Genomic DNA, 18,781 nt, shown 5'->3' on the forward strand with positions numbered 1-18,781 from the left:
CGAAATAGCCTATCGTGATAAGGCTGAAACCTGGGTGGAATTCGCGAAAACTGTTGCCGCACAGTTGATTTCGCACGGTTGTGATCTTCCCGGGATACGCCCGATTTGTCGAAACCGCGAGCGCGCGTCCGAATTTTCCCGCAAACTGGGTACATGACGGGCACGCGGGGGCTTGACGAAATCGTCGACATCGCACGGTATCCACTCACCGATCTCGGTGGTTCGGGCAGGCAGGCGGCCATCGAAGCCGCCCGCGCCGAGCTGGCCGAGGACGGCTGTACGGTCCTGCGTGAGTTCATCCGGCCGCAGCTGCTCGACACGCTGCGCGCCGAGGGGGAGGCGATCGCACCCCACGCCCACTACAAAGTGGAGCGGGTCAATGCCTACAACATTCCCCTCGACGCCGACCTGCCCGCCGACCATCCGGCGCGGATCGTGCTCGACCGCGGCAACGCCTTCGTGGCCCGCGACCGCATCCCCGCCGAGGCGCTGATCCAGCGTCTCTACACCGATCCGGTGTTCCAGCGGTTCGTCGCCGATTGCTTCGAACTCGACGATCTGCACGAATTCGCCGACCCCCTCGCGGGTTTGTGCCTGAACGTGGTCGAGCCGGGGATGTCGCATCCGTGGCATTTCGACACCAACGAATTCACCGTGAGCATGCTCACCCGCAAGCCCGAAGCCGGCGGCGTGTTCGAGTACTGCCCCAATATCCGCGACCCGCACGCTGAGCACCTCGACGATGTGCGTGACGTGCTCACCGGCGAGGGCACCCGGCTCATCCGCGCGCTGGCACTGCGCCCCGGCGACCTGCAGCTGTTCAAGGGCCGCTTCTCGCTGCATCGCGTCACCGAGGTGGCCGGTGCGGGACAACGACATTCGGCGATTTTCGCCTACACGGACCGACCAGGGGTGATCGGCACGGTCGAACGCACCAGGCAGTTGTTCGGCCGTGTCCTGCCCGACCATGTGGCCGCCGCGGCCGACGCCGTCCGAGGTGACCGACTGCTCGACTGAGAGGAACCGCCCATGTCCGTTCCGTTGCACACCACCGGCAAAGCATCCTTCGACGACATCTACGAAAGTCCCGATCCACGTGCGTATTTCGCGCGCATGAACGAGCTGGACTACCGGATCCCGGAACTGGCAAAGCCGCACTTCGCCGAACAGCTGCGCCAGCTGCGGGCCGCCCGGCCGGACCGGATCCCGACGGTTCTCGACCTGGGGTGCTCCTACGGGGTGAACGCGGCTCTGCTGCGCAGCGACACCACCGTCGACGAATTGGCCGGGCACTACCGCGATCACGCCGACACCGACAAGATCGGGCTGCTCGCGGCGGACCGGGAGCGGTTGCGCGCCGATCTGATGCCCGACGTACGCTTCATCGGGATGGACGCCGCACGCCCGGCGCTGACCTACGCCCACGCCGCCGGACTCCTGCACGACTACGTGCACGCCGACCTCGAGGCCACCGAGCCCACCGAGGCGCAGCGGCGTGTGCTCGCCTCCGCCGATCTGGTGATCTCCACCGGGTGCGTCGGCTACATCACCGAGAAAACCCTGTCCAGGGTCGCCCAAGCCGATCCGCGCAAGCGACCGTGGATGGCGCATTTCGTGTTGCGGATGTTCGATTTCGGTCCCATCGCCGAGGAACTGGCCGCGCTCGGCTATCGCAGCGAGCAGCGTCCCGGTATGTTCCAGCAGCGGAGGTTCGCCTCGGCGCAGGAACGCGAACAGGTACTGGATGCGTTGGCGGCCAAGGGAATCGACACCACCGACCACGAAGCCGAAGGCTGGCTCTACGCCAACCTGTTCCTGTCCCGCCCGCATCCCATCGAGACCTGAGGACTTGGATTGAACCAACCCACGTTCGCCGCCGAAGACACGCTGCCCCGGGTACCGCTGCCGACACTGGACGACAGTTGCGCGCGGTTCCTGCAGTGGTGTCAGCCCCTGCTCGGCGCCGAGGAATACGCCACCACCGAGGGCGCGGTAGCCGAGCTGCTGCGCCCCGGTGGGGCGGGGCGCGCGCTGCACGCCGCGCTGGCCGAATACGACGCCACCCCCGGCGTCGGCAGCTGGCTCGACGAATTCTGGCCGTCACGGTATCTGGGCCGTCGAGACCGGATCGCGTTGAACGCCAACTTCGTGTTCCTGTTCCGTGACGACACCCCCCTGGCAGCGTCGACCGTCGCCGGGCAGACCGAGCGGGCAGCCGCGATCATCGGGGCGGCAGTCGATTACAAGCTGGCGCTGGACGCGGAGAAGATTCCGCCGGTGACCCAGCGCGGGCAGCCGCTGTCGATGTGGCAGAACGAGTACCTGTTCTCCGAGACCCGGATCCCGGGCGAGATCCAGGACAGTGTCCGCAAGCCCTACAGCCCCCAATGGCCAGGCCCCTCGGACGCGCGTCATATCGCGGTCTTCTATCGCGGCAACATCTTCCGGATGGATGTCATCGGCGGCGACGGCGCGCCGTACGCGTTCGAGGATGTGGTCGACGGGCTGCGCGCGGTGATCAAGGGCGGCACCAAGCCCGCCGCGACCGACACCTCGGTCGGGCATCTCACCACCAAAGCCCGTGCGGCCTGGGCGCGCAGCCGGGAAGTGCTGCGCACCGAGCCCGCCAACGTCGAGGCGTTCGACGCGGTGGAGACGGCGCTGTTCTCGGTGTGCCTGGAGGACTTCGCACCCCGCGACGAACTGCACGCCTGCGACCAGCTGCTCCACGGCGACAGCGGCAACCGCTACTTCGACAAGTCGGTGTCGTTCATCGTCTTCGCCGACGGTCAGGCCGGCATCAATATCGAGCACTGCGGGCTCGACGGCACCACCGTGCTGTCCTTCGTCGACACACTGCTCGAACGGAGTACCCAGGACCACGCGGCCACCAGCGGGGCGCAGTCGCAGGGACTGCCCTCGGTGGAGCCGATCGAGTTCGTCCTCGACTCGGCCGCCCGCGCCGACATCGCCGCGGCGGGTGCCGACTTCGCCCGCTTCGCCGCCGATACGGCCACCACGCTGGTGTCCTTCGACGACTTCGGGACCGGCGAGGCCAAGAAGCTGGGCATCTCACCCGATGCTTTCGCACAGCTCAGCTACCAGCTCGCCCACCGGCGCAGCAAGGGGCTCACCGGCGCGACCTACGAATCCATCGCCACCCGGCAGTTCCGCAACGGCCGCACCGAGGCCATGCGGGTGGTGACCCCGGAGATGGTGTCGTTCGTCGACGCGATGGTGTCCGACGACGCCGACACCGCGACGAAGCTGGCCGCGGCGCGCACCGCCGCGTCCGCCCACGTGGCGCGCGCCAAGGACTGCCAAGCCGGGCAGGCGCCCGAGCAGCACCTGTGGGAACTGGAGTGGATCCAGCGCCGCCGCGGCGAACAGCTCGGCGTCGCCGATGAGCGGATCGCGCTGTTCGACAGCCCCGGCTGGACGATCATGCGCGACGACTACCTGTCGACCAGTTCGGCCCCGTCGAAGTACATCCGCTACTTCGGTTTCGGCTCGACCAGCCCGCGCTGCATCGGCATCGCCTACGTGCTGCTGCCGGACCGGTGGAACATCTACCTGGCCACCCCGAAGTCGGTGTCCGACCAGATGTACGCCTTCGCCGATCACCTGCGCACGGCCGTAGCCGACCTGCGCGAACTGCTGTCCGAACCGGCGTGATCGTTTCCCGGCGCGCCGCACCTCGCGGTGCGCCGGGAAAACCGCTGGGTCGGGTATGAAACAATCTCTACTCGTGAAGAACTTCGAATCCCTGTTCGCCGAGCTGACCGAGCGTGCCCAGACCCGTCCTGAGGGGTCTGGCACCGTGGCCGCGCTGGACGCAGGCGTTCATTTCCAGGGCAAGAAGGTCCTGGAGGAAGCCGGTGAGATCTGGCTGGCCGCTGAGCACGAGAGCGATGAGGCGCTCGCCGAGGAGATCTCCCAGCTGCTGTACTGGGTCCAGGTGATGATGCTGGGTCGTGGGCTGAAGCTCGAGGACGTGTACCGACATCTGTGACGGCGGATCCGTCCCGATCGACACGTTCTCCACTTCCCCCGAAAGGACCCCTATCCCATGTTGCGCGTCGCCGTTCCCAACAAGGGCTCGCTGTCTGAATCCGCCACCTCGATCCTGAGCGAGGCCGGATATCGCAAGCGGACCGACTCCCGCGATCTGACCGTTCTCGATCCCGCCAATCAGGTCGAGTTCTTCTTCCTTCGTCCCAAAGACATCGCCATCTACGTCGGCTCCGGTGAGCTCGACCTCGGCATCACCGGCCGCGACCTGGCCCTGGACTCCGGCTCCCCGGTCAGCGAACGGCTGTCGCTCGGTTTCGGCCGCTCCAGCTTCCGCTACGCGGCCCCGGCAGGCGAGGACTGGAAGGTCGAGGACCTCGCGGGCAAGCGCATCGCCACCTCCTACCCGAACCTGGTCCGCGCCGACCTCGCCCGCTTCGGCATCGAGGCCGAGGTGATCCGCCTCGACGGCGCGGTCGAGATCTCGATCCAGCTCGGTGTCGCCGATGCCATCGCCGACGTGGTCGGCTCCGGCCGCACCCTGCGTCAGCACAACCTGATCGCGTTCGGCGAGTCCCTGTGCGACTCCGAAGGCGTCCTCATCGAACGTACCGGTTCCGACCGCGACGACCGTGCCCGCAACCAGCTCATCAACCGCATCCAGGGCGTCGTCTTCGCCCAGCAATACCTGATGCTCGACTACGACTGCCCCAAGTCCCTGTTCGACCAGGCCGTCGCGATCACCCCCGGCCTCGAGTCGCCGACCGTTTCGCCCCTCACCGACCCCGACTGGGTCGCCGTTCGGGCGCTCGTCCCGCGTAAGCAGGGCAACGAACTGATGGACCGTCTCGCCGACCTCGGCGCCAAGGCCATCCTCGCCACCGACATCCGCTCCTGCCGAGCTTTCTGAGTCCAGGCGGGCTGCCGGGGCCCGCGCCGGATCCGATGATCAGCCGTTGCGCTGACCATCGGATTCTTGGACAACCTCGCGAATGAGTGTCGCGAGTCCACGCAACCAGTCGGCCGCCAAGTCGTCGGAGGTTTCGTCTTCGAGGACCCAGTTGCCGTTGGCGGCAACCATCCACGAGAGAGTTCCTGGCGGTTGAGGGGTGGACAGTAGCGTTTCGATTGCTTCGGCATCGCGAAGCACCGTCCGCCGATTGAGCCGTGCTGTTCGGGCAATGTCCATCCGGAGATCGTCGAGGCCGTCGATGTCTGCAACGTGGCAAATCAAGAATTCGCGCACCTGGTCGATCGCGGGAGGACGCGGTTGGTTCATTCGCGCACGTAGTGCTTCCGGGATATCCACGCCCATCAGGATAGTACTCCCGCCGGGTATGCGGTGATGACCATGAACGATGGTGGACTGCCCGGGATCAGCTCGAATACTACTGCGGCATTGCGAGCATGGTGGAGGTGCGCCGACCGTGGCCCGGGTGAGTACATGCCTTCGTTGTAGAACCCCAATCCGGTAGGGCGGCCCGCGTCGAAAACAGCTCTGTGGCGGCCGTCTAATGCGAGGTCGCTACGAATGGCATCCCAGTTAGCCCGAAGATAGTCGTTTACGGTGCTGTTCATCGTTTCTCGGTCGAGCCAGCGATATGACCAGTTTTGTTGGTTACCCCACGGCGGGTCGCCAAAGATTCGGCCCTCGATAGTGCGGTCTCCTTGCGGGGCGTCACCCCGGTTCAACGGCACGTCTGGACCGTGGCGCTCCAGAGAGTGCGCGCCATCGGCGACATGGTTGGCGTCGTTAGCGGCCATGTCGATCCGTGGAGGCGTATCGCCGAGGCCGTCGTAGATCTCTATTTGCTCGCGCAGCAAGACTTCATCGGCGGACTCAGGGGTATTCGGGGCGTTGTCCCCGTCACTGGATCCTGCCTGCCCAGTGCCCTGGGTTGTGTTGGGATCGGGGACCGTTTCCGGCGTGATGGTGGGTTGGCCCGTATTGACGGTGGGGTGTGTGGGAACGGGGTCGGTGGGAGCGACGTGGTTGGGGTCGGGGGTTTTGTCACCGTCGGAATCGGGTGCTGGGTCTTTGCACTCGTCCGGAATCAGTCCGAGGGGGTCGCTCCATGACTGGGGGTTGCGGGGGTAGATGTTGGGGTTGGGGGCGGGGGATAGGCCGAGGGGGTCTCGGGTGAGGTAGCGGGCGGTGTGGGGGTCGTAGACGCGGTGGAGGTTGTAGTGGAGCCCGGATTCGGGGTCGTGGAATTGGCCGGGGAAGCGTAGGGGAGTGCTGGTGCGGCCGTGCCAGGTGGTCTGGCCCCAGAGATCTGTGGTCGCGGTGGCGGTGGTTTCGCCGGTGGTGGGGTCGACCAGTTCTGTCGGTGTGCCGACTAGGTCGGTGATGATCGCGCAGAACTCGCGTGAAGGCCGGTCGATTGTTTGGGTGAGCGGGGTGTGGGTGCCGGGACGGTGTTCCCAGCGGGTTGTCACCGTCGCGGTCGTGCTTTCGATCAGGTGGGTGTCGTCCCAGGTGTAGTCGGTGCGTTCGAGGACGGTGCCGTCTGCGGCGAGGTGCTGTTTGGTGGTGCGGCGACCGAGGGCGTCGTAGGTGTACTGCCACCACTGCTGGTCGGGGGTGTAGACGTCGGTGAGCCGGTCGAAGCTGTTGTATCGGTAGTGCCAGGTGTGTTCGCCGGTGGTCTTGCGGATGAGCCGGCCCGCGAGGTCGTAGCCGTAGTGGCTGTGGCCGTCGTGGACGAGCAAGTTGTCGCGATAGTCGCGGTGCGCGGCCGAGGTTTCCGAGGCGCTGTCGGTGACATTGCCGAGCGGGTCGTAGCGGTAGTGCTCGGTGACGTGGTTGTTGTGCCGGACGTCGGTGACACGGCCCATGGAGTCGAGCGTGTAATCGCGCCGCAGCGCCGCGGCGCCGGGGCGGCTTGTCGTCTGGGCGGTGAGATATTCATCTGCGCGGTAAACGAATTCGTCGCGGCGCACGCGCCGTGGCGCCGGACGCGCGGGTTGGTCGAGGTCGAGGGAAACGAGCCGGGTGGGGAAGGCGGTCACTTCCTGACCGACGAGATGTCCGTGCGCGGTGACGTGTCGATCGACCGCGATCTCCCCGGTGCGCCAGCGAGTGAGGTGGCCGGCGAGGTTGTACTCGAAGGTGATGGCGCCGACTCCGCTGCCGATGCGGTCGACACGGCCGACCAGGTCGTGATGCCACTGGGTTTCGGCGCCGGTCGGGCTGGTGCGGCCGATCCGGCGCCCGTGCCGGTCGTAGGTGAACTGCATCGGCGGCCGGGTATCGACCTGCTCCGAGGCGAGCAATCCGGTGGTGCTGTAGGTGTATTCGAGTACGTGCTGCTGCGCAGCGCCGGTTCCGGTGTGTGCGGTGAGGATTCGGCCCGCCGGATCATAGGTGTGGCGGATCCAATCGCCGTCATCGGTCACGATCTCGGTGCGCCTGCCCAGGATGTCGTACCTGTGATGACGGGTGACCCCGGTTGCCGGGGTGACGGTGGCGACTCGCCCCGCCGAGTCCCAGGTATAGGCGGTAGTGGCTGCGCTGTAATCGGTTTCGGCGATCAGCCGCCCGGCCTTGTCGTACTCGTAGATCCAGCTCTGGCCGAGCGGATTGTGGACGGTCGTGAGTCTGCGCTCGGAATCCCACGCGTAGCGGGTGACCGACCCGTCGGCATCGCGGCGCGACCGCAGCAGATCGAAAGCGCCGTAGGAATACTCGGTGACCCCACCCGCACGATCGGTCCGCGAGATGATGTTGCCCTCACCGTCGTAAGCCCACGATTCGGTGCGGCCGTCGGGATCCGTTCTGCGGAGCAGACTTCCGGCCGGCGACCATTCGTACTGCGTGAGCGCGCCTGCGGGATCGACCGATCGCACCGGGCGCCCCGCGGAGTCGCGTTCGATGCGCGTCGTCGCGCCGAGCGGATCGACAATGGCGATCGGCAATCCGGCGGCATCGGTGTGCACGGTTGTCAGTACGCCGTCGACCAGCACACTCGCCAGTGCCCCGGACGGGTGGTAGGTGAACTCGATGCGGTTTTCGCGCGGGTCGATCGCGGCCGTCAGGTCGCCGTTCTCGGACCATTCGCGGCGGTGTACCGAACCGTCTGCCGTGGTGATCGTGGTCGGCCGGTTCCGCCAGGCGTACTCGTACTCGATCGGGACACCGTCGGGCCGAATGATCTCCTCCGGATCACCCGCGCCGTTGTAGCGGTAGGTGGTGGTAGTCGCCGGGTCGGGGCCGGTGACGGTCAACGGCTTGCGTTCGGCGTTGTAGTCGGTGTGGTAACGGCCACCATCGGGGGTGACGAGGTCGCGCAACCGCAGATCGCGATCGAAACCGTGGGTCGTGACAGCGCCGACGGAGTCGGTGACGGCGGTCAGTCTGCCCGCGCCGCCCGGAAACTCCACGTATTCGAAGTCGCAGTTCAAGATTCCCGCACTGCCGCGCTGGTGGATCACGCGACCTGACTCCGCGTAGGTGTTCACCATCCGGCTGCCGTTCGAGTCGGTCCAGGACGTCATGCGGTGGTCGCCGTCGTAGGTATAGTGCGTCATCGCCGTGACGGCATTGGTCACCGTCGTCAATTGACCTGCGGTATAGCCGAATTCGCGCAGTGGAACCGTCATCTCGCCGAGGCTCGGATCATCGGTGATCAAGGCGAGACCGGTGATACGGCCGTGCGCGGAATCGATGCGGACCCGGTAACCGCCGGAGTGCGAGACCTCGACCGGAACACCGTCGGCGTCGTAGTGGAACCGGATGCGGTTGTGGTGCCGGTCGGTGATCGCCGATATCGCGTAATTTCCGAGGATGGTTTCGAGACCGTCCAGATGTGGTTCGGGTGCGAAATGCCAGATCAGTTCCCGCCGTTGATCCCACACTCGGTAGCCGCCGGAGTCGGTGCGGGTCAACGACCAGGCTTGGCCGTCGGTCAGCGGCCGGACCGGCTCGCCTGCCTCGGCGTGCGGGTAGGCCAGCATGATGCCGTCCTCGCCGATGAAAGTGACACCCGCGTCCGAGACGGCAACCCGGGCATCCAGAGTTCCCGACCACGAACGGCCGAACCAGCGACCGAAGCGGTAATTCGAATGATGCGAGCGTCGCAGCACCAGTGGCAGGACCCCGGCCAGCTCCACATCGGTTTCGGGGAGCAGGAATTCCCCGGTACTGATGTCGACCGGATCGGTGGAACAGGTCTTCTGGTCGGGCGTCCGATCGTGTTCGGCGCCGGACTTGCGTGCCTCATCGTGCGCGTCGCGGTCGCCGTCGGCGCGGTCCTGTGCTGTCGGGGTATCGCGATCATTGTCGGTGTCTCGGTCGCGCTCGGTGGGGGAGTCGTGATCGTTGTCGGTGTCGCGGTGTGGTGTTCGGTCGGTGGGCGCGTCCGAATCCCGGTCCGGTGTGCGATCGGTAGGCGCGCTCGGATCACGGTCGGGCGTGCGATCTTTCGGCGCCGGTTCATGCTCTGGGGTGCGTCCGTCAGTGCGATCGCGGGGTGTGTCCGGGTCGTGATCCGGTCCTCGGTCGTTGGCCTCGGGGTGTGCACGGGATGGGGCTTCGGCCTCTGCGCGTGTCGGCGGGTGCCCTGGCGTCGACCTGGTGGGGGAATCCGGGTGGGGTCCGGCGGTCAGTGGCGAATTCCCGTTCCCGCGCACGGTCGGGTCGAGTGCCGCGCCTGCGCGCGGAGACTCCGGGGTCTTCTGGGGTCCGGCACCTGGATCGTGGTGTGGCCGTTGTGGTGTCGATTCGGCGCGGGGTGATTGCGGCGTGTGGGACGGCCCGGCCGGGGTGGCGCCGGGATTGCGCGCTGGTTGTGCGTCGGGGTTCGGTCGATGTGCGGGACCGTTGTCGGGGCTGATGCTGTGACCTGGTTGCCAGCCTGCGACAGGTGTCGTGGGGCTCGATGTCTGTGACGTCGGATCCGCGTGCCCAGTCGGTCGGGTGTCGATGCCAGCCGGGGCGTCGTTCGTGTGACCGGCGGGGTTCGGCCGGGCTTCTGACGCCGAGCCGTCCTCCCGGGATGTTCGGTCGGGATCGCTGTGCTGAGTCGGTGCGGTGTCCTGATCCGTGTGCGATGTCGTGTCGTAATCCGCCTGTGAGCCGGGCGAGTCCGCGTGCGGTGTCGATGGTGAATCCGGATTCGTCTGGTGAGTCGACGCCGGCTCGGTGCGTTGGGTTGGTGTGTGGTCGGTCTGTTGGGTTGGTGTCGGGTCGGTGCGGTGAGTCGGGGTGCGATCAGTTTGCTGATCGAGGGTCGGATCGGTGCGTTGGGTCGGTGTGTGGTCGGTCTGTTGGGTTGGTGTTTGATCTGCGCGTTGGGAGGGCGTCGAGTCTGGGTTCGACGTGCTCGCCGCTTCCGGGCGCGGTTCCGGTCGACTCGTTTGTGGGTCGGCATCAGGGCCGCGGTCCGGCGTCTGAGTGGGTTCGGGCTGTCGGGTGGGTTCGGGATCGGGTGTGCTGCTAGGGGTTTCGGTAGTAGGTGACGGCTGGTCGTGATCGGTCCGCGCCGGCGGATCGGAGTGCCGCGGCTCGGCGTGTTCCGGTGTCGGCGAGTAACCGTCGCCGGTGTCCTCGGTTCGCTGGGTCGGTGCTTCTCGTTGCGGTGCTCCCTCGACCGGGCGCCCTTCCGGTGCCGGCCCTCGATCGGAATCCGGCAGGCCGGCGCCTTGACGTTGGCTGGTCTGCCCAGCCGGGTCGGTCTCCCTGGTCGGGGCGCCTTCGCCGGTCGGGTTCGGGCGGTGCGGGCTCGGACCGGAACCGCCGTCGGGAAGCCGCCTGCCCGCATTGGTGGCCTTCTTAAAGGCACTGATGGCGAATTTCGCGCTACCCCCACCACCGGTGGCGGCGGTGAGCAGCGCATCGCCAGTGAGCGCACCGACGAACTCGAACGGGTTTGCCCTGGCATCCTTCAGGATCGCGTCGACGGTCGCGCCGGGATCCGCCACGGCGACAACGAGTCCGGTGCCGAGATTGGACAACCCTTTGACGTAGTCGGCCGGGTGGGTGATGTTGTAGATGTCGGTCGGATTCACCTGGCGCACGAACTGCACGAGCCCCGTCAGGCTGGTCAGCAATCCGGCGTAGAAATTCAGCGCACCGTGCTCGAGTACTCCACCGAGATCGGAGATATTGGCTATCCACCGTTCGCTGAAAGGGGGTTCCTTCGGCGCCTTCTCGGTGGCCGCGGCCAAGGCGCCGTCGGCGATCGATGCGCCGTTGTCACGCTGAATTCGAGCGCCCCGCAGAATCTCTCGCGCTTCGTTGCGTAGCGACGTCCAGGTGTCGACCAGGGGATTCTGTTGCTGCTGCTCGCCCGTCAGCGAGTTCCACCAGTTCTTCTGCCGGACTTCCTCGGCGTGGGCGGCCTTCCACTTTTCGATGGCAGTGCCCGCCTTGTCCTGCGCGGCTTTGACCTCGTTCTGCCACGCTTCCAGGGCGCCGGCCGCCGCCGTCATGGCATCGCCGCCGTCGAACCAGAGTTTCGGCTGTTTGTCGTAGACCTCGTTGAACGCGTCCGCGCCCTTGCCGGTCCAATCGGCAGCGTCGATCTTCTGCAGTGCCTGACCGGTCGACTCGATCGCCGCGGCCATCTTCTTCAATGTCTCCGCGGTGGAGCCGATTTCGGATGGCTCGCCCAGGATCAGTTCTTTGGGGTCCTCGGTCTGGCCGAGTTCTTCCTCTTCGACATCGCCGCCTGTCGCGGAGGCGATATTGTCGCCCAGATCGTCGAGTGCGTTGTCGACACTGTCCAGCCCGACATACCCGGCCGCGTCGCCGACCACGTCGAGGCCGTCATCGATGACCTCCCCGGCGCCCTCGACGAAATCCTCGACACCGTCCTCGATCGCGCTTCCGACTTTGTCGATGAAATCGCCGAGTCCCACAGGCTATTGCCCTCCCTGCTGCTCTTTCATGAGGTCGCCTGCCTGCTGGGCGGCACCGGTGTTCCAGCCTGGCGATTCACCGCTGACGAGGCCGCTCACCGGGCTCACATTCGCCAGCGCCTGCGGACCGACCGTCTCGACCACCTTCAGATTGTTCTGAATGGTCTGGTTGGCATCCTGAAACGATTTCATGCTGTAGTCCGCGTTACGGATGTGGTTGAAGGAGTTGTCGGAGAAGGTATCGCCCCAGGAACGCTTGGTGATTTCCTCGTCGGAAAGATGTGGGTTGCCCGCCAAGTGCGTCCACATCTTCTTGAGTGTGCCCTCGGCCTTGGCATCCATTTCGTCGTACCGGCCCGCGGCCAAACCGAGAGTCCGGGCGATCGAGTTGCCCCCTTGGACCAGCGCCCGCACACCCCAGGACCACCGTTCGGTGAACTCCTCGAAGGTCTTCTGAACCGTGTGCTTGCCTGCTTCGAGAGTCGAGAGCGTGAGCAGCGCGAAACCTCGGCCCATATTGCCCGTCTCGCCGATCCCCAATTCCGACAGCTGACCGATGGTGTCCTCGATACCTTTCGCGGCCTGCTGCAGCACCGCGGGATCGATCTCGAGCTTCGTCATCGCACACCCCTCCCCATTCGTCGATTACCCGGAGACATCCGGCGGAAACGCCATGGGTGCCGAACCCACGATGTCGATCGCGATTCCGGCGGGTTCGGTGCGGGACTCGACGTATTCCTGCAGTCGCCAGCCGAACAGCCAGTGGTGGCGGTACTCCCGGTCCGCGTCGAAGCCGCCGTCCTGCAGATGACCGCGAGTCGCCATGAAACGGGCGTACTCCTCGATGCTGGTGAAGGTGCACAACCAGTCGACGCCGCCCACCTGCGAGAAGAAGACGTGATCGTCTGCCGTCAGCGGAACGAGGACCGCGGCCTGTCGGAACGCGGCAAGCAAGGCGGCGGGCTGCCCGAACCCCGCGTAGAACGCGGCAATCTCAGCGTGTAGGCGGTCGCGGCCGTCGGACATCAATGCAACCTCCCCCGCTGTGCCGCAATCGCTTTCATCCTCGACCGGCATCATACGGGCACGCTACTGCCCTCGGAAAGCCAAGGAACTCGGGGCGGTTGTGTGTTTACTTCGCGGAGAGACTTTCGAGCGCCTCGCGCACGAAACACAGGGGGCATATCGGGTCGAACGGCGGTGTCGGCGTGCCGCCGATGATGTGCTGGGCGACGGTCGGCGCTATCGGTGAGCTCGCCGAGGCGACGGCTGGAAAGGTTCCCATCGCCAGCGCGATACCGGCGGCTGCGACGGTCCTGGACAGGCCGCGATTCATGGATTCTCCTCGCTGTGCGGGATTCGCTGGTGGTCCTCGACCCGCACTCTACGGGGGGAAAGGTGCTCCCAGGAGACCCGGAACCTCGGGGCTTGTGCCGTCACCGTGCGCGCAGGGTCGACGCCGCCGCTGGGCACTCCGCCGCGAGTAGGCTGGACGGCAGATTTGTCCGGGCAATCCATGATCGGGGCGAACATGTCGAACAAGGACGAGCACGAGGAAAAGATCGAGAAGGAGCAGGTCGAGCGCGAAGAGGAGCGCCGCCGGCTGGAAGCCGAAGAGGAACGCCGCCTGCGGTAGTTTCCGCGCGGCGCCGATCGCGGTCACACGTCTTCGGGAAGGCGTTCTGTCACAAGGTCGGCCGCAATCGCGGCCTGGACGGGCCAACCAGGGTACGGCGGTGGCGTGCCGCCGTACTCGGGGCACAAGGATGTGAAGTCGCAGAACTTGCACATCGAGTTGCGAGTAGGCGGGAAGTCTCCGGTCTTGCCCGCGTCGATGATGGCCTGCCAGAGCGCGGTGAGAATGCGCTGGAAGCGATCGAGTTCCTCGCGCTCGGGTGTGTAGGTGAGGATGTTCTTGTCGGCCAGATAGATCAGGCGCAGTTGGGCCGGGACGATATCGCGGGTGCGCAGGATCATCAGCGCGTAGAACTTGAGCTGGAACAAGGCGCGCGCTTCGTGCATCGGTCCGGGCGAGCGACCGGTTTTGTAGTCGACCACGCGCAGCAAGCCGTTGGGCGCCACATCGATCCGGTCGACGAAACCGCGCAGCGGAATATCGCCTTCGAGGTCGACTTCGACCCGTTCTTCGAGCGCGTGTGGCTCGAATCGCCGCGGATCCTCTAGCTCGTAATAGCTCGCGACCAGCTGGCGCACTTCGTCGAACAGTGCCTGCGGCCCACCTTCGGCGACGAGCTCGTCCACCCCGTCGCGCTCCGCGCGCACCCGCTCCCACGCCTCGGGAATCAACTCCGCCGCCCGCTCCGGCTGACGCTGAGCCGCGGGCAACCCGAACAGATCCTCGAGCACCGCGTGCACCACGGTCCCGCGCACCGCGGCTCGCGACGGCGGTTCCGGCACCCGATCGATCGCCCGCAACCGGTACTTCAACGGGCACTGCTTGAAATCGCTTGCCCGCGAAGGCGACAACGCCGGACGCGACCGATGGACCGGCACGTCGGCGGTGTCATCGGCCAGGGGCACGGACAAGGGCACTGACATATTTCGCAGGTTAGCGGCAGCCACCGACAGGATTGCCCGATTCGGGCCCACGTGCGGAGGTCGTGAGACCGGCGCACGCGTCGGATACCGACGACCGACTCGGGATTCGGTGGTTGTGGGCGGGGTCTGCCAGGATCGCGGCATGCAACTGATGTTCCGGGTGGGGGCGGTCTTGGCCGCGGTGATCATGGTGAGTGCGTGCGAGGATCCGGGAAAGGTGGTCCGGGTACCGGGCGCTACGGCTGCCTCGACCACATCGGCGCCGACGACCTCGGCTACCGCGCAGACAGACGAGCAGCGGTTGCGGCTAGGCACCCTCGCCGAGGGCAACCGGATGGCCGAAGTGCTGGCGCTGTCCATCGACATCGATCCCGCTTTCGTGCGCCACGGACAGGCGGGCGTGCTCACCGAACCGATGCTCACCATCATGACCGGCCACAACACGGCGATCAGCTCGGCCGCCGCGGCGAACGGCCTGCTCACCGGATTCGTCAGTCAGCGTTCCAACGGTGGTGACACGAGCGCCGACACCGACTGGCTCACTCACGGCATCATGCGCTTCCCGGACACCGCTTCGGCGAAAGCGGCGGCCACCGCCCTCGCCACCGCGGCGACGACACAGAGCGGGATGTTGCAGACCGGTGACTGGGCTGCCGCCGAGCTGCCCGGCGCATCGGACACCCGGTTCCTCACCATGGAGAATCGCGATCGGCTCGAGGGCATGGCGTTCACCGCGCACCGGGAGTTCGTGGTGTTCACCAGCGCTCGCCTCGGCGGACTGCCCGAGATCGAACGGACCGTGCGCGCAGCGCTGGAACGGCAACGCCCCCTGCTGGATTCGTTCGTGGCGACGCCCGTCGCCGAGCTCGCGAAGCTGCCGTACGACCCGGACGGGATCAACGCGCTCGCGGTCGGCAACGGCAATGTGAGCAGCGGTGCCTACGGGCCGCGTGGCGCGCTGATCTTCACCGACGATCAGCAGGCAGCGCTCACGTTGTATCGCGAGGTGGGGCTGGTCGGGATCGGCATGGACGACAGTGCTGTCTATCGCACCGCCGACGCGGCCGCCGCGGCGAAACTGTCCGCCGCGACCGTCGCGGAGACCCTCGCCACCGAAGGCTGGAAGGGCGCGCCCGCCCCGGACGGCGTTCCCGGCGCCGCCTGCTGGACCGACGCCGATGCTCTGCAGTGGGCCTGCCTGGTATCCAGCGGCCGCCACGTCGCGCAGATCTGGGCGAGGTCACAGGGCGAAGCACACTCGCTGACCGGCGAACAGCACCGTGCGTTGGCAGCGGCGAAATAGCTGACCCGTCGATCGCGCGGATCGCCGCGCCTGGCAGGCTGATGGATCCACTCGAAGAAGGAGATTCATGACGGCCAGACGAACCGGTCCATTCGCTATCGGGGACCGCGTGCAGCTGACCGACGGTAAGGGACGCCTGTTCACGGTGGTGCTGGAAGAGGGTAAGGAATTCCATACCCATCGCGGCGGCATCAAGCACGACGACCTCATCGGCAAGGACGAGGGCACCGTGGCGAAGTCGGTCAACGGCACCCCGTACCTGGCCCTTCGTCCGTTGCTCACCGACTACGTGTTGTCGATGCCACGCGGTGCGGCCGTCATCTATCCCAAGGACGCCGCCCAGATCGTGCACGAGGGTGACGTTTTCCCGGGTGCGCGGGTGCTGGAAGCCGGCGCCGGTTCGGGCGCGCTGACCTGTTCGCTGTTGCGCGCGGTCGGGCCCGAGGGCGAGGTGATCTCCTACGAGATCCGCGACGACCATGCCGAACACGCCGTCCGCAATGTGGAGACCTTCTTCGGTGAGCGCCCGCCGAACTGGTCGATCACCATCGCCGACGTGGCGAAGTACGAGGGCGCGCAGGTCGACCGTGTCGTGCTCGACATGCTCGCGCCGTGGGATGCGTTGCCCGCGGTGTCGAAGGCCCTGGTTCCCGGCGGTGTGCTGGTGGTCTATGTCGCCACCGTCACTCAGCTGTCCAAGGTTGTCGAGGCGCTGCGTGAGCAGGAATGCTGGACCGAACCGCGTTCGTGGGAGTCGATGGTGCGTGGTTGGCACGTCGTCGGTCTGGCCGTGCGCCCGGAGCATCGCATGCAGGGCCACACCGCGTTCCTGGTGAGCGCGCGGCGCCTGGCCGAGGGCACCGTCACGCCCAAGCCGCAGCGGCGTCCGTCCAAGGGCTGATTACCCACGGGTGAGCAGGCGGGCGGCGAGCAGTGCGGCCGCCGCGCCTGCGAACCAGGTCCAACCGTCGACGGTGAGGCCCCATCGGGTAGCCGCCAGGATCGCGAGCCCGGCCGCGATCACGGCGAGCACGGTGGCGGCCGACCGGACACCGCGCACCGCGGCAACCGGTCCGTCCCACCAGGGCAGCGCAGTGTTCTCCAGGCCGCGTAGGGCGAGGAACAAGGCGCCGGTGAGCGCGCCGGTCGCGGCGAGCTGCACCGCTGTGAGCAGCCAGAACCCGGGCTCGGTCGGCGCGGCGCGGTCGACTCCCGCGAGGTGGCTGAGCACGAGCACGGTGAGCAGCGCGGGCATGTGCCACAGGTACAGCGTCATGGCGCCGGTGTTGCCGATGACCGTCAACCACCAGACCCGTGGGCGCGCGGCGAGACGTCGCAGCCAGGGCGCGACGGCGACGGCGGCGCAGCACAGCACCACCGCGTGCCCGGCCAGCAGCAGCGAGGGCGGTGCCAGGTTCGACAGCCGCTGACCCGGCACGGTGACCAGGCTTACCTCGTACGGGCCGACCAGGACCAGCAGCACATCGACGGCCAGGACCACGCAGGCGAGCACTGCCGCGGTCCGCCGGGACAGCAGCCCGCGCAGATAACCGATCCCGAGCACCGCGGGCACCAGCCACACGATGAAATTCAGATAGCCGAGTTCCTTCGGTCCACCGGTGAGCCGCACCGCGTCGACGACCGCCGTGCCGACCACGATCACCGCGACTACGCCGAACATCCGGCGACCACTGGTGACCTGTGCCGCGAGCAACGGCACGAACGCCAGCACCGCCAGATACATCCCGAGAAACCACAGCAGCTGCACGCTCGTCACCGCGAGCGGACGGTGCCATCCCGGCGCGAGCACGAGATCGGCCACCGCCAGCAGCACCGCCGAGGCGCCGACGAAGTATCCGAGCGGTCGCACCAGCCGCTGGGTGCGCCGGAAAAGCCAAGCGCCCCACGATGTCCCGGGCCTGAGGCCGCGCGCACCCGCGGCCACGCCCGCGAAGAAGAACAGCGGGAGTACCTGCAGAATCCAGGTGAGCGGCTGCAGCATCGGCAGTTCGGCGAGCACGTTGCCGAAATGCACCGCGGTGCCCGACACCGTCACGGTCAGCATCAGGCAGTGGCCCGCGACGACCACCACCAGCGACGAGATACGCAGCAGGTCCAGGAACCGATCACGATCGGCTGGGGTGTTCGCGGCGACCACCGCGACGCTGGGCACAACACTCATGGCACCGACGATCGCAGAATTCGCGCCACGAACACAGCGCGGAACTACCCCGGCCCCCTCCGTGGAACTACTCGAGATCGAGGGTGCGAGCTTGCGTATCGAACGGTGAACCGTCGGCAGGCACGGGAATTCGCAGGTGCCTGCGTATTCCTTGGTCGCCGGTGGATCCCTCTCCGATGATGGGCAGCAGCGGCGACTGAGGTCTCACGTCGGCATGAGTGATCTTGGTGCCTACGCGCCTCGCAGAGCGATCACACGGCCCCGGTGGTACTCGCGGACCATCTCGGTGATGCCGAACGATCAGGCGGGCGTGCAGGGGGCCTGTGCGAAGCCGAGCAGCAGGCAGCCGCTGGCGTCGGAGAGCTTCCACGTGCCGCCGTCGCGCTGCCAGGTGACCGGGAACGCGGGTGCCGTGCCGTGCGGTGAGGTGATCGTCACATCGGCGGTGGCGGTGTCGCCGCTGGTCACGACGTTGTCGACGGCGAAAGTCAGGGTGTAGCCGGCCAGCATGCCGTTCATCTGATCGATGTTGGCCTTGTGCGAATCGCCGTTGACGATCAGTTTCGCCTTGTCGTCGGTCGACAGTGCCGGATCGGCGAACTCGAGCAGCGTCGCCTTCAGGGAATCGGCGGTGGGGGCGGCGGCGTTGTCATCCGAAGGTGCCGGAGTTGCCGAAAGGCTGGACGGAGCGACCGCGATACTGGTACTGCTCGTGGTGGCATTCGTCGAGGAATCGTCGGAGTCGCCGCAACCGGTCAGTCCGACGGTGAGGGCGAGCGCCGCCGCGGCGGTGGCGACGGTGACACGGATCGTGCGGGGAGGAAGGAGCATGTTCAGCAACCTTTCGACTCGTGGGCGAGTGCCCC

15 protein-coding genes are annotated in these 18,781 nt (G+C 66.7%); 7 read left to right on the top strand and 8 right to left on the bottom strand.

The annotated features are described in order from the left end of the window. Window positions 1-153 precede the first annotated feature (153 nt). The 5 genes from ACFXKN_RS20300 to hisG are packed head-to-tail and all read left to right on the top strand — an operon-like array spanning window position 154 to window position 4,921. Window positions 154-1,017, top strand: a complete 864-nt coding sequence (locus ACFXKN_RS20300) for an arpA protein (RefSeq protein ID WP_378965871.1) — start codon at window positions 154-156, stop codon at window positions 1,015-1,017. Between the two features lie 12 nt (window positions 1,018-1,029). Further along, on the top strand, window positions 1,030-1,845 hold the full coding sequence (locus tag ACFXKN_RS20305) for a class I SAM-dependent methyltransferase (protein ID WP_378965867.1): 816 nt from the start codon (window positions 1,030-1,032) through the stop codon (window positions 1,843-1,845). A gap of 9 nt (window positions 1,846-1,854) precedes the next feature. Next, window positions 1,855-3,675, top strand: a complete 1,821-nt coding sequence (locus tag ACFXKN_RS20310) for a choline/carnitine O-acyltransferase (RefSeq protein WP_378965865.1) — start codon at window positions 1,855-1,857, stop codon at window positions 3,673-3,675. Window positions 3,676-3,730: 55 nt separating this feature from the next. Beyond that, complete coding sequence (locus ACFXKN_RS20315) at window positions 3,731-4,012, top strand: phosphoribosyl-ATP diphosphatase (RefSeq protein WP_174562637.1); 282 nt, start codon at window positions 3,731-3,733, stop codon at window positions 4,010-4,012. Window positions 4,013-4,069: 57 nt separating this feature from the next. Further along, window positions 4,070-4,921 (top strand): ATP phosphoribosyltransferase, encoded by an 852-nt coding sequence (hisG, locus tag ACFXKN_RS20320; protein WP_378919606.1) that lies wholly within the window; start codon window positions 4,070-4,072, stop codon window positions 4,919-4,921. Window positions 4,922-4,960: 39 nt separating this feature from the next. Here the strand turns inward: hisG and ACFXKN_RS20325 are convergent, their stop codons facing one another. From ACFXKN_RS20325 to ACFXKN_RS20350, 6 genes are all read right to left on the bottom strand, one after another. Continuing rightward, entirely contained in the window at window positions 4,961-5,320 is a 360-nt protein-coding gene (locus ACFXKN_RS20325; protein ID WP_378965854.1) for a hypothetical protein, read from the bottom strand. 5 nt (window positions 5,321-5,325) lie between these two features. Then, window positions 5,326-11,871, bottom strand: coding sequence for a putative T7SS-secreted protein (locus tag ACFXKN_RS20330; protein ID WP_378965848.1), 6,546 nt, complete (start codon window positions 11,869-11,871; stop codon window positions 5,326-5,328). Window positions 11,872-11,874: 3 nt separating this feature from the next. Continuing rightward, entirely contained in the window at window positions 11,875-12,492 is a 618-nt protein-coding gene (locus ACFXKN_RS20335) for a hypothetical protein (RefSeq protein ID WP_378965845.1), read from the bottom strand. A 24-nt stretch (window positions 12,493-12,516) separates the two neighbouring features. After that, entirely contained in the window at window positions 12,517-12,897 is a 381-nt protein-coding gene (locus ACFXKN_RS20340; protein WP_378965841.1) for a hypothetical protein, read from the bottom strand. Between the two features lie 106 nt (window positions 12,898-13,003). Then, window positions 13,004-13,207, bottom strand: coding sequence for a hypothetical protein (locus ACFXKN_RS20345; RefSeq protein WP_378965839.1), 204 nt, complete (start codon window positions 13,205-13,207; stop codon window positions 13,004-13,006). 323 nt (window positions 13,208-13,530) lie between these two features. Next, window positions 13,531-14,430, bottom strand: a complete 900-nt coding sequence (locus ACFXKN_RS20350) for a RecB family exonuclease (protein ID WP_379433597.1) — start codon at window positions 14,428-14,430, stop codon at window positions 13,531-13,533. Between the two features lie 142 nt (window positions 14,431-14,572). Between ACFXKN_RS20350 and ACFXKN_RS20355 the strand changes: the two genes are divergently transcribed. Further along, the gene (locus tag ACFXKN_RS20355; RefSeq protein WP_379433598.1) at window positions 14,573-15,733 is read left to right on the top strand and encodes a hypothetical protein; all 1,161 of its coding nucleotides are present in this window, start codon (window positions 14,573-14,575) and stop codon (window positions 15,731-15,733) included. Between the two features lie 67 nt (window positions 15,734-15,800). Then, window positions 15,801-16,634 (top strand): tRNA (adenine-N1)-methyltransferase, encoded by an 834-nt coding sequence (locus ACFXKN_RS20360; protein ID WP_378965830.1) that lies wholly within the window; start codon window positions 15,801-15,803, stop codon window positions 16,632-16,634. On the opposite strand, the gene ACFXKN_RS20365 is transcribed toward ACFXKN_RS20360, so the two are convergent. Together ACFXKN_RS20365 and ACFXKN_RS20370 are read right to left on the bottom strand one after the other, a co-directional pair. After that, complete coding sequence (locus ACFXKN_RS20365) at window positions 16,635-17,915, bottom strand: acyltransferase (protein ID WP_378965827.1); 1,281 nt, start codon at window positions 17,913-17,915, stop codon at window positions 16,635-16,637. Between the two features lie 300 nt (window positions 17,916-18,215). Beyond that, on the bottom strand, window positions 18,216-18,746 hold the full coding sequence (locus ACFXKN_RS20370; protein ID WP_378965824.1) for a hypothetical protein: 531 nt from the start codon (window positions 18,744-18,746) through the stop codon (window positions 18,216-18,218). Window positions 18,747-18,781 lie beyond the last annotated feature (35 nt).

Source organism: Nocardia sp. NPDC059195 (genome assembly GCF_042754695.1).
GTDB lineage: Bacteria > Actinomycetota > Actinomycetes > Mycobacteriales > Mycobacteriaceae > Nocardia.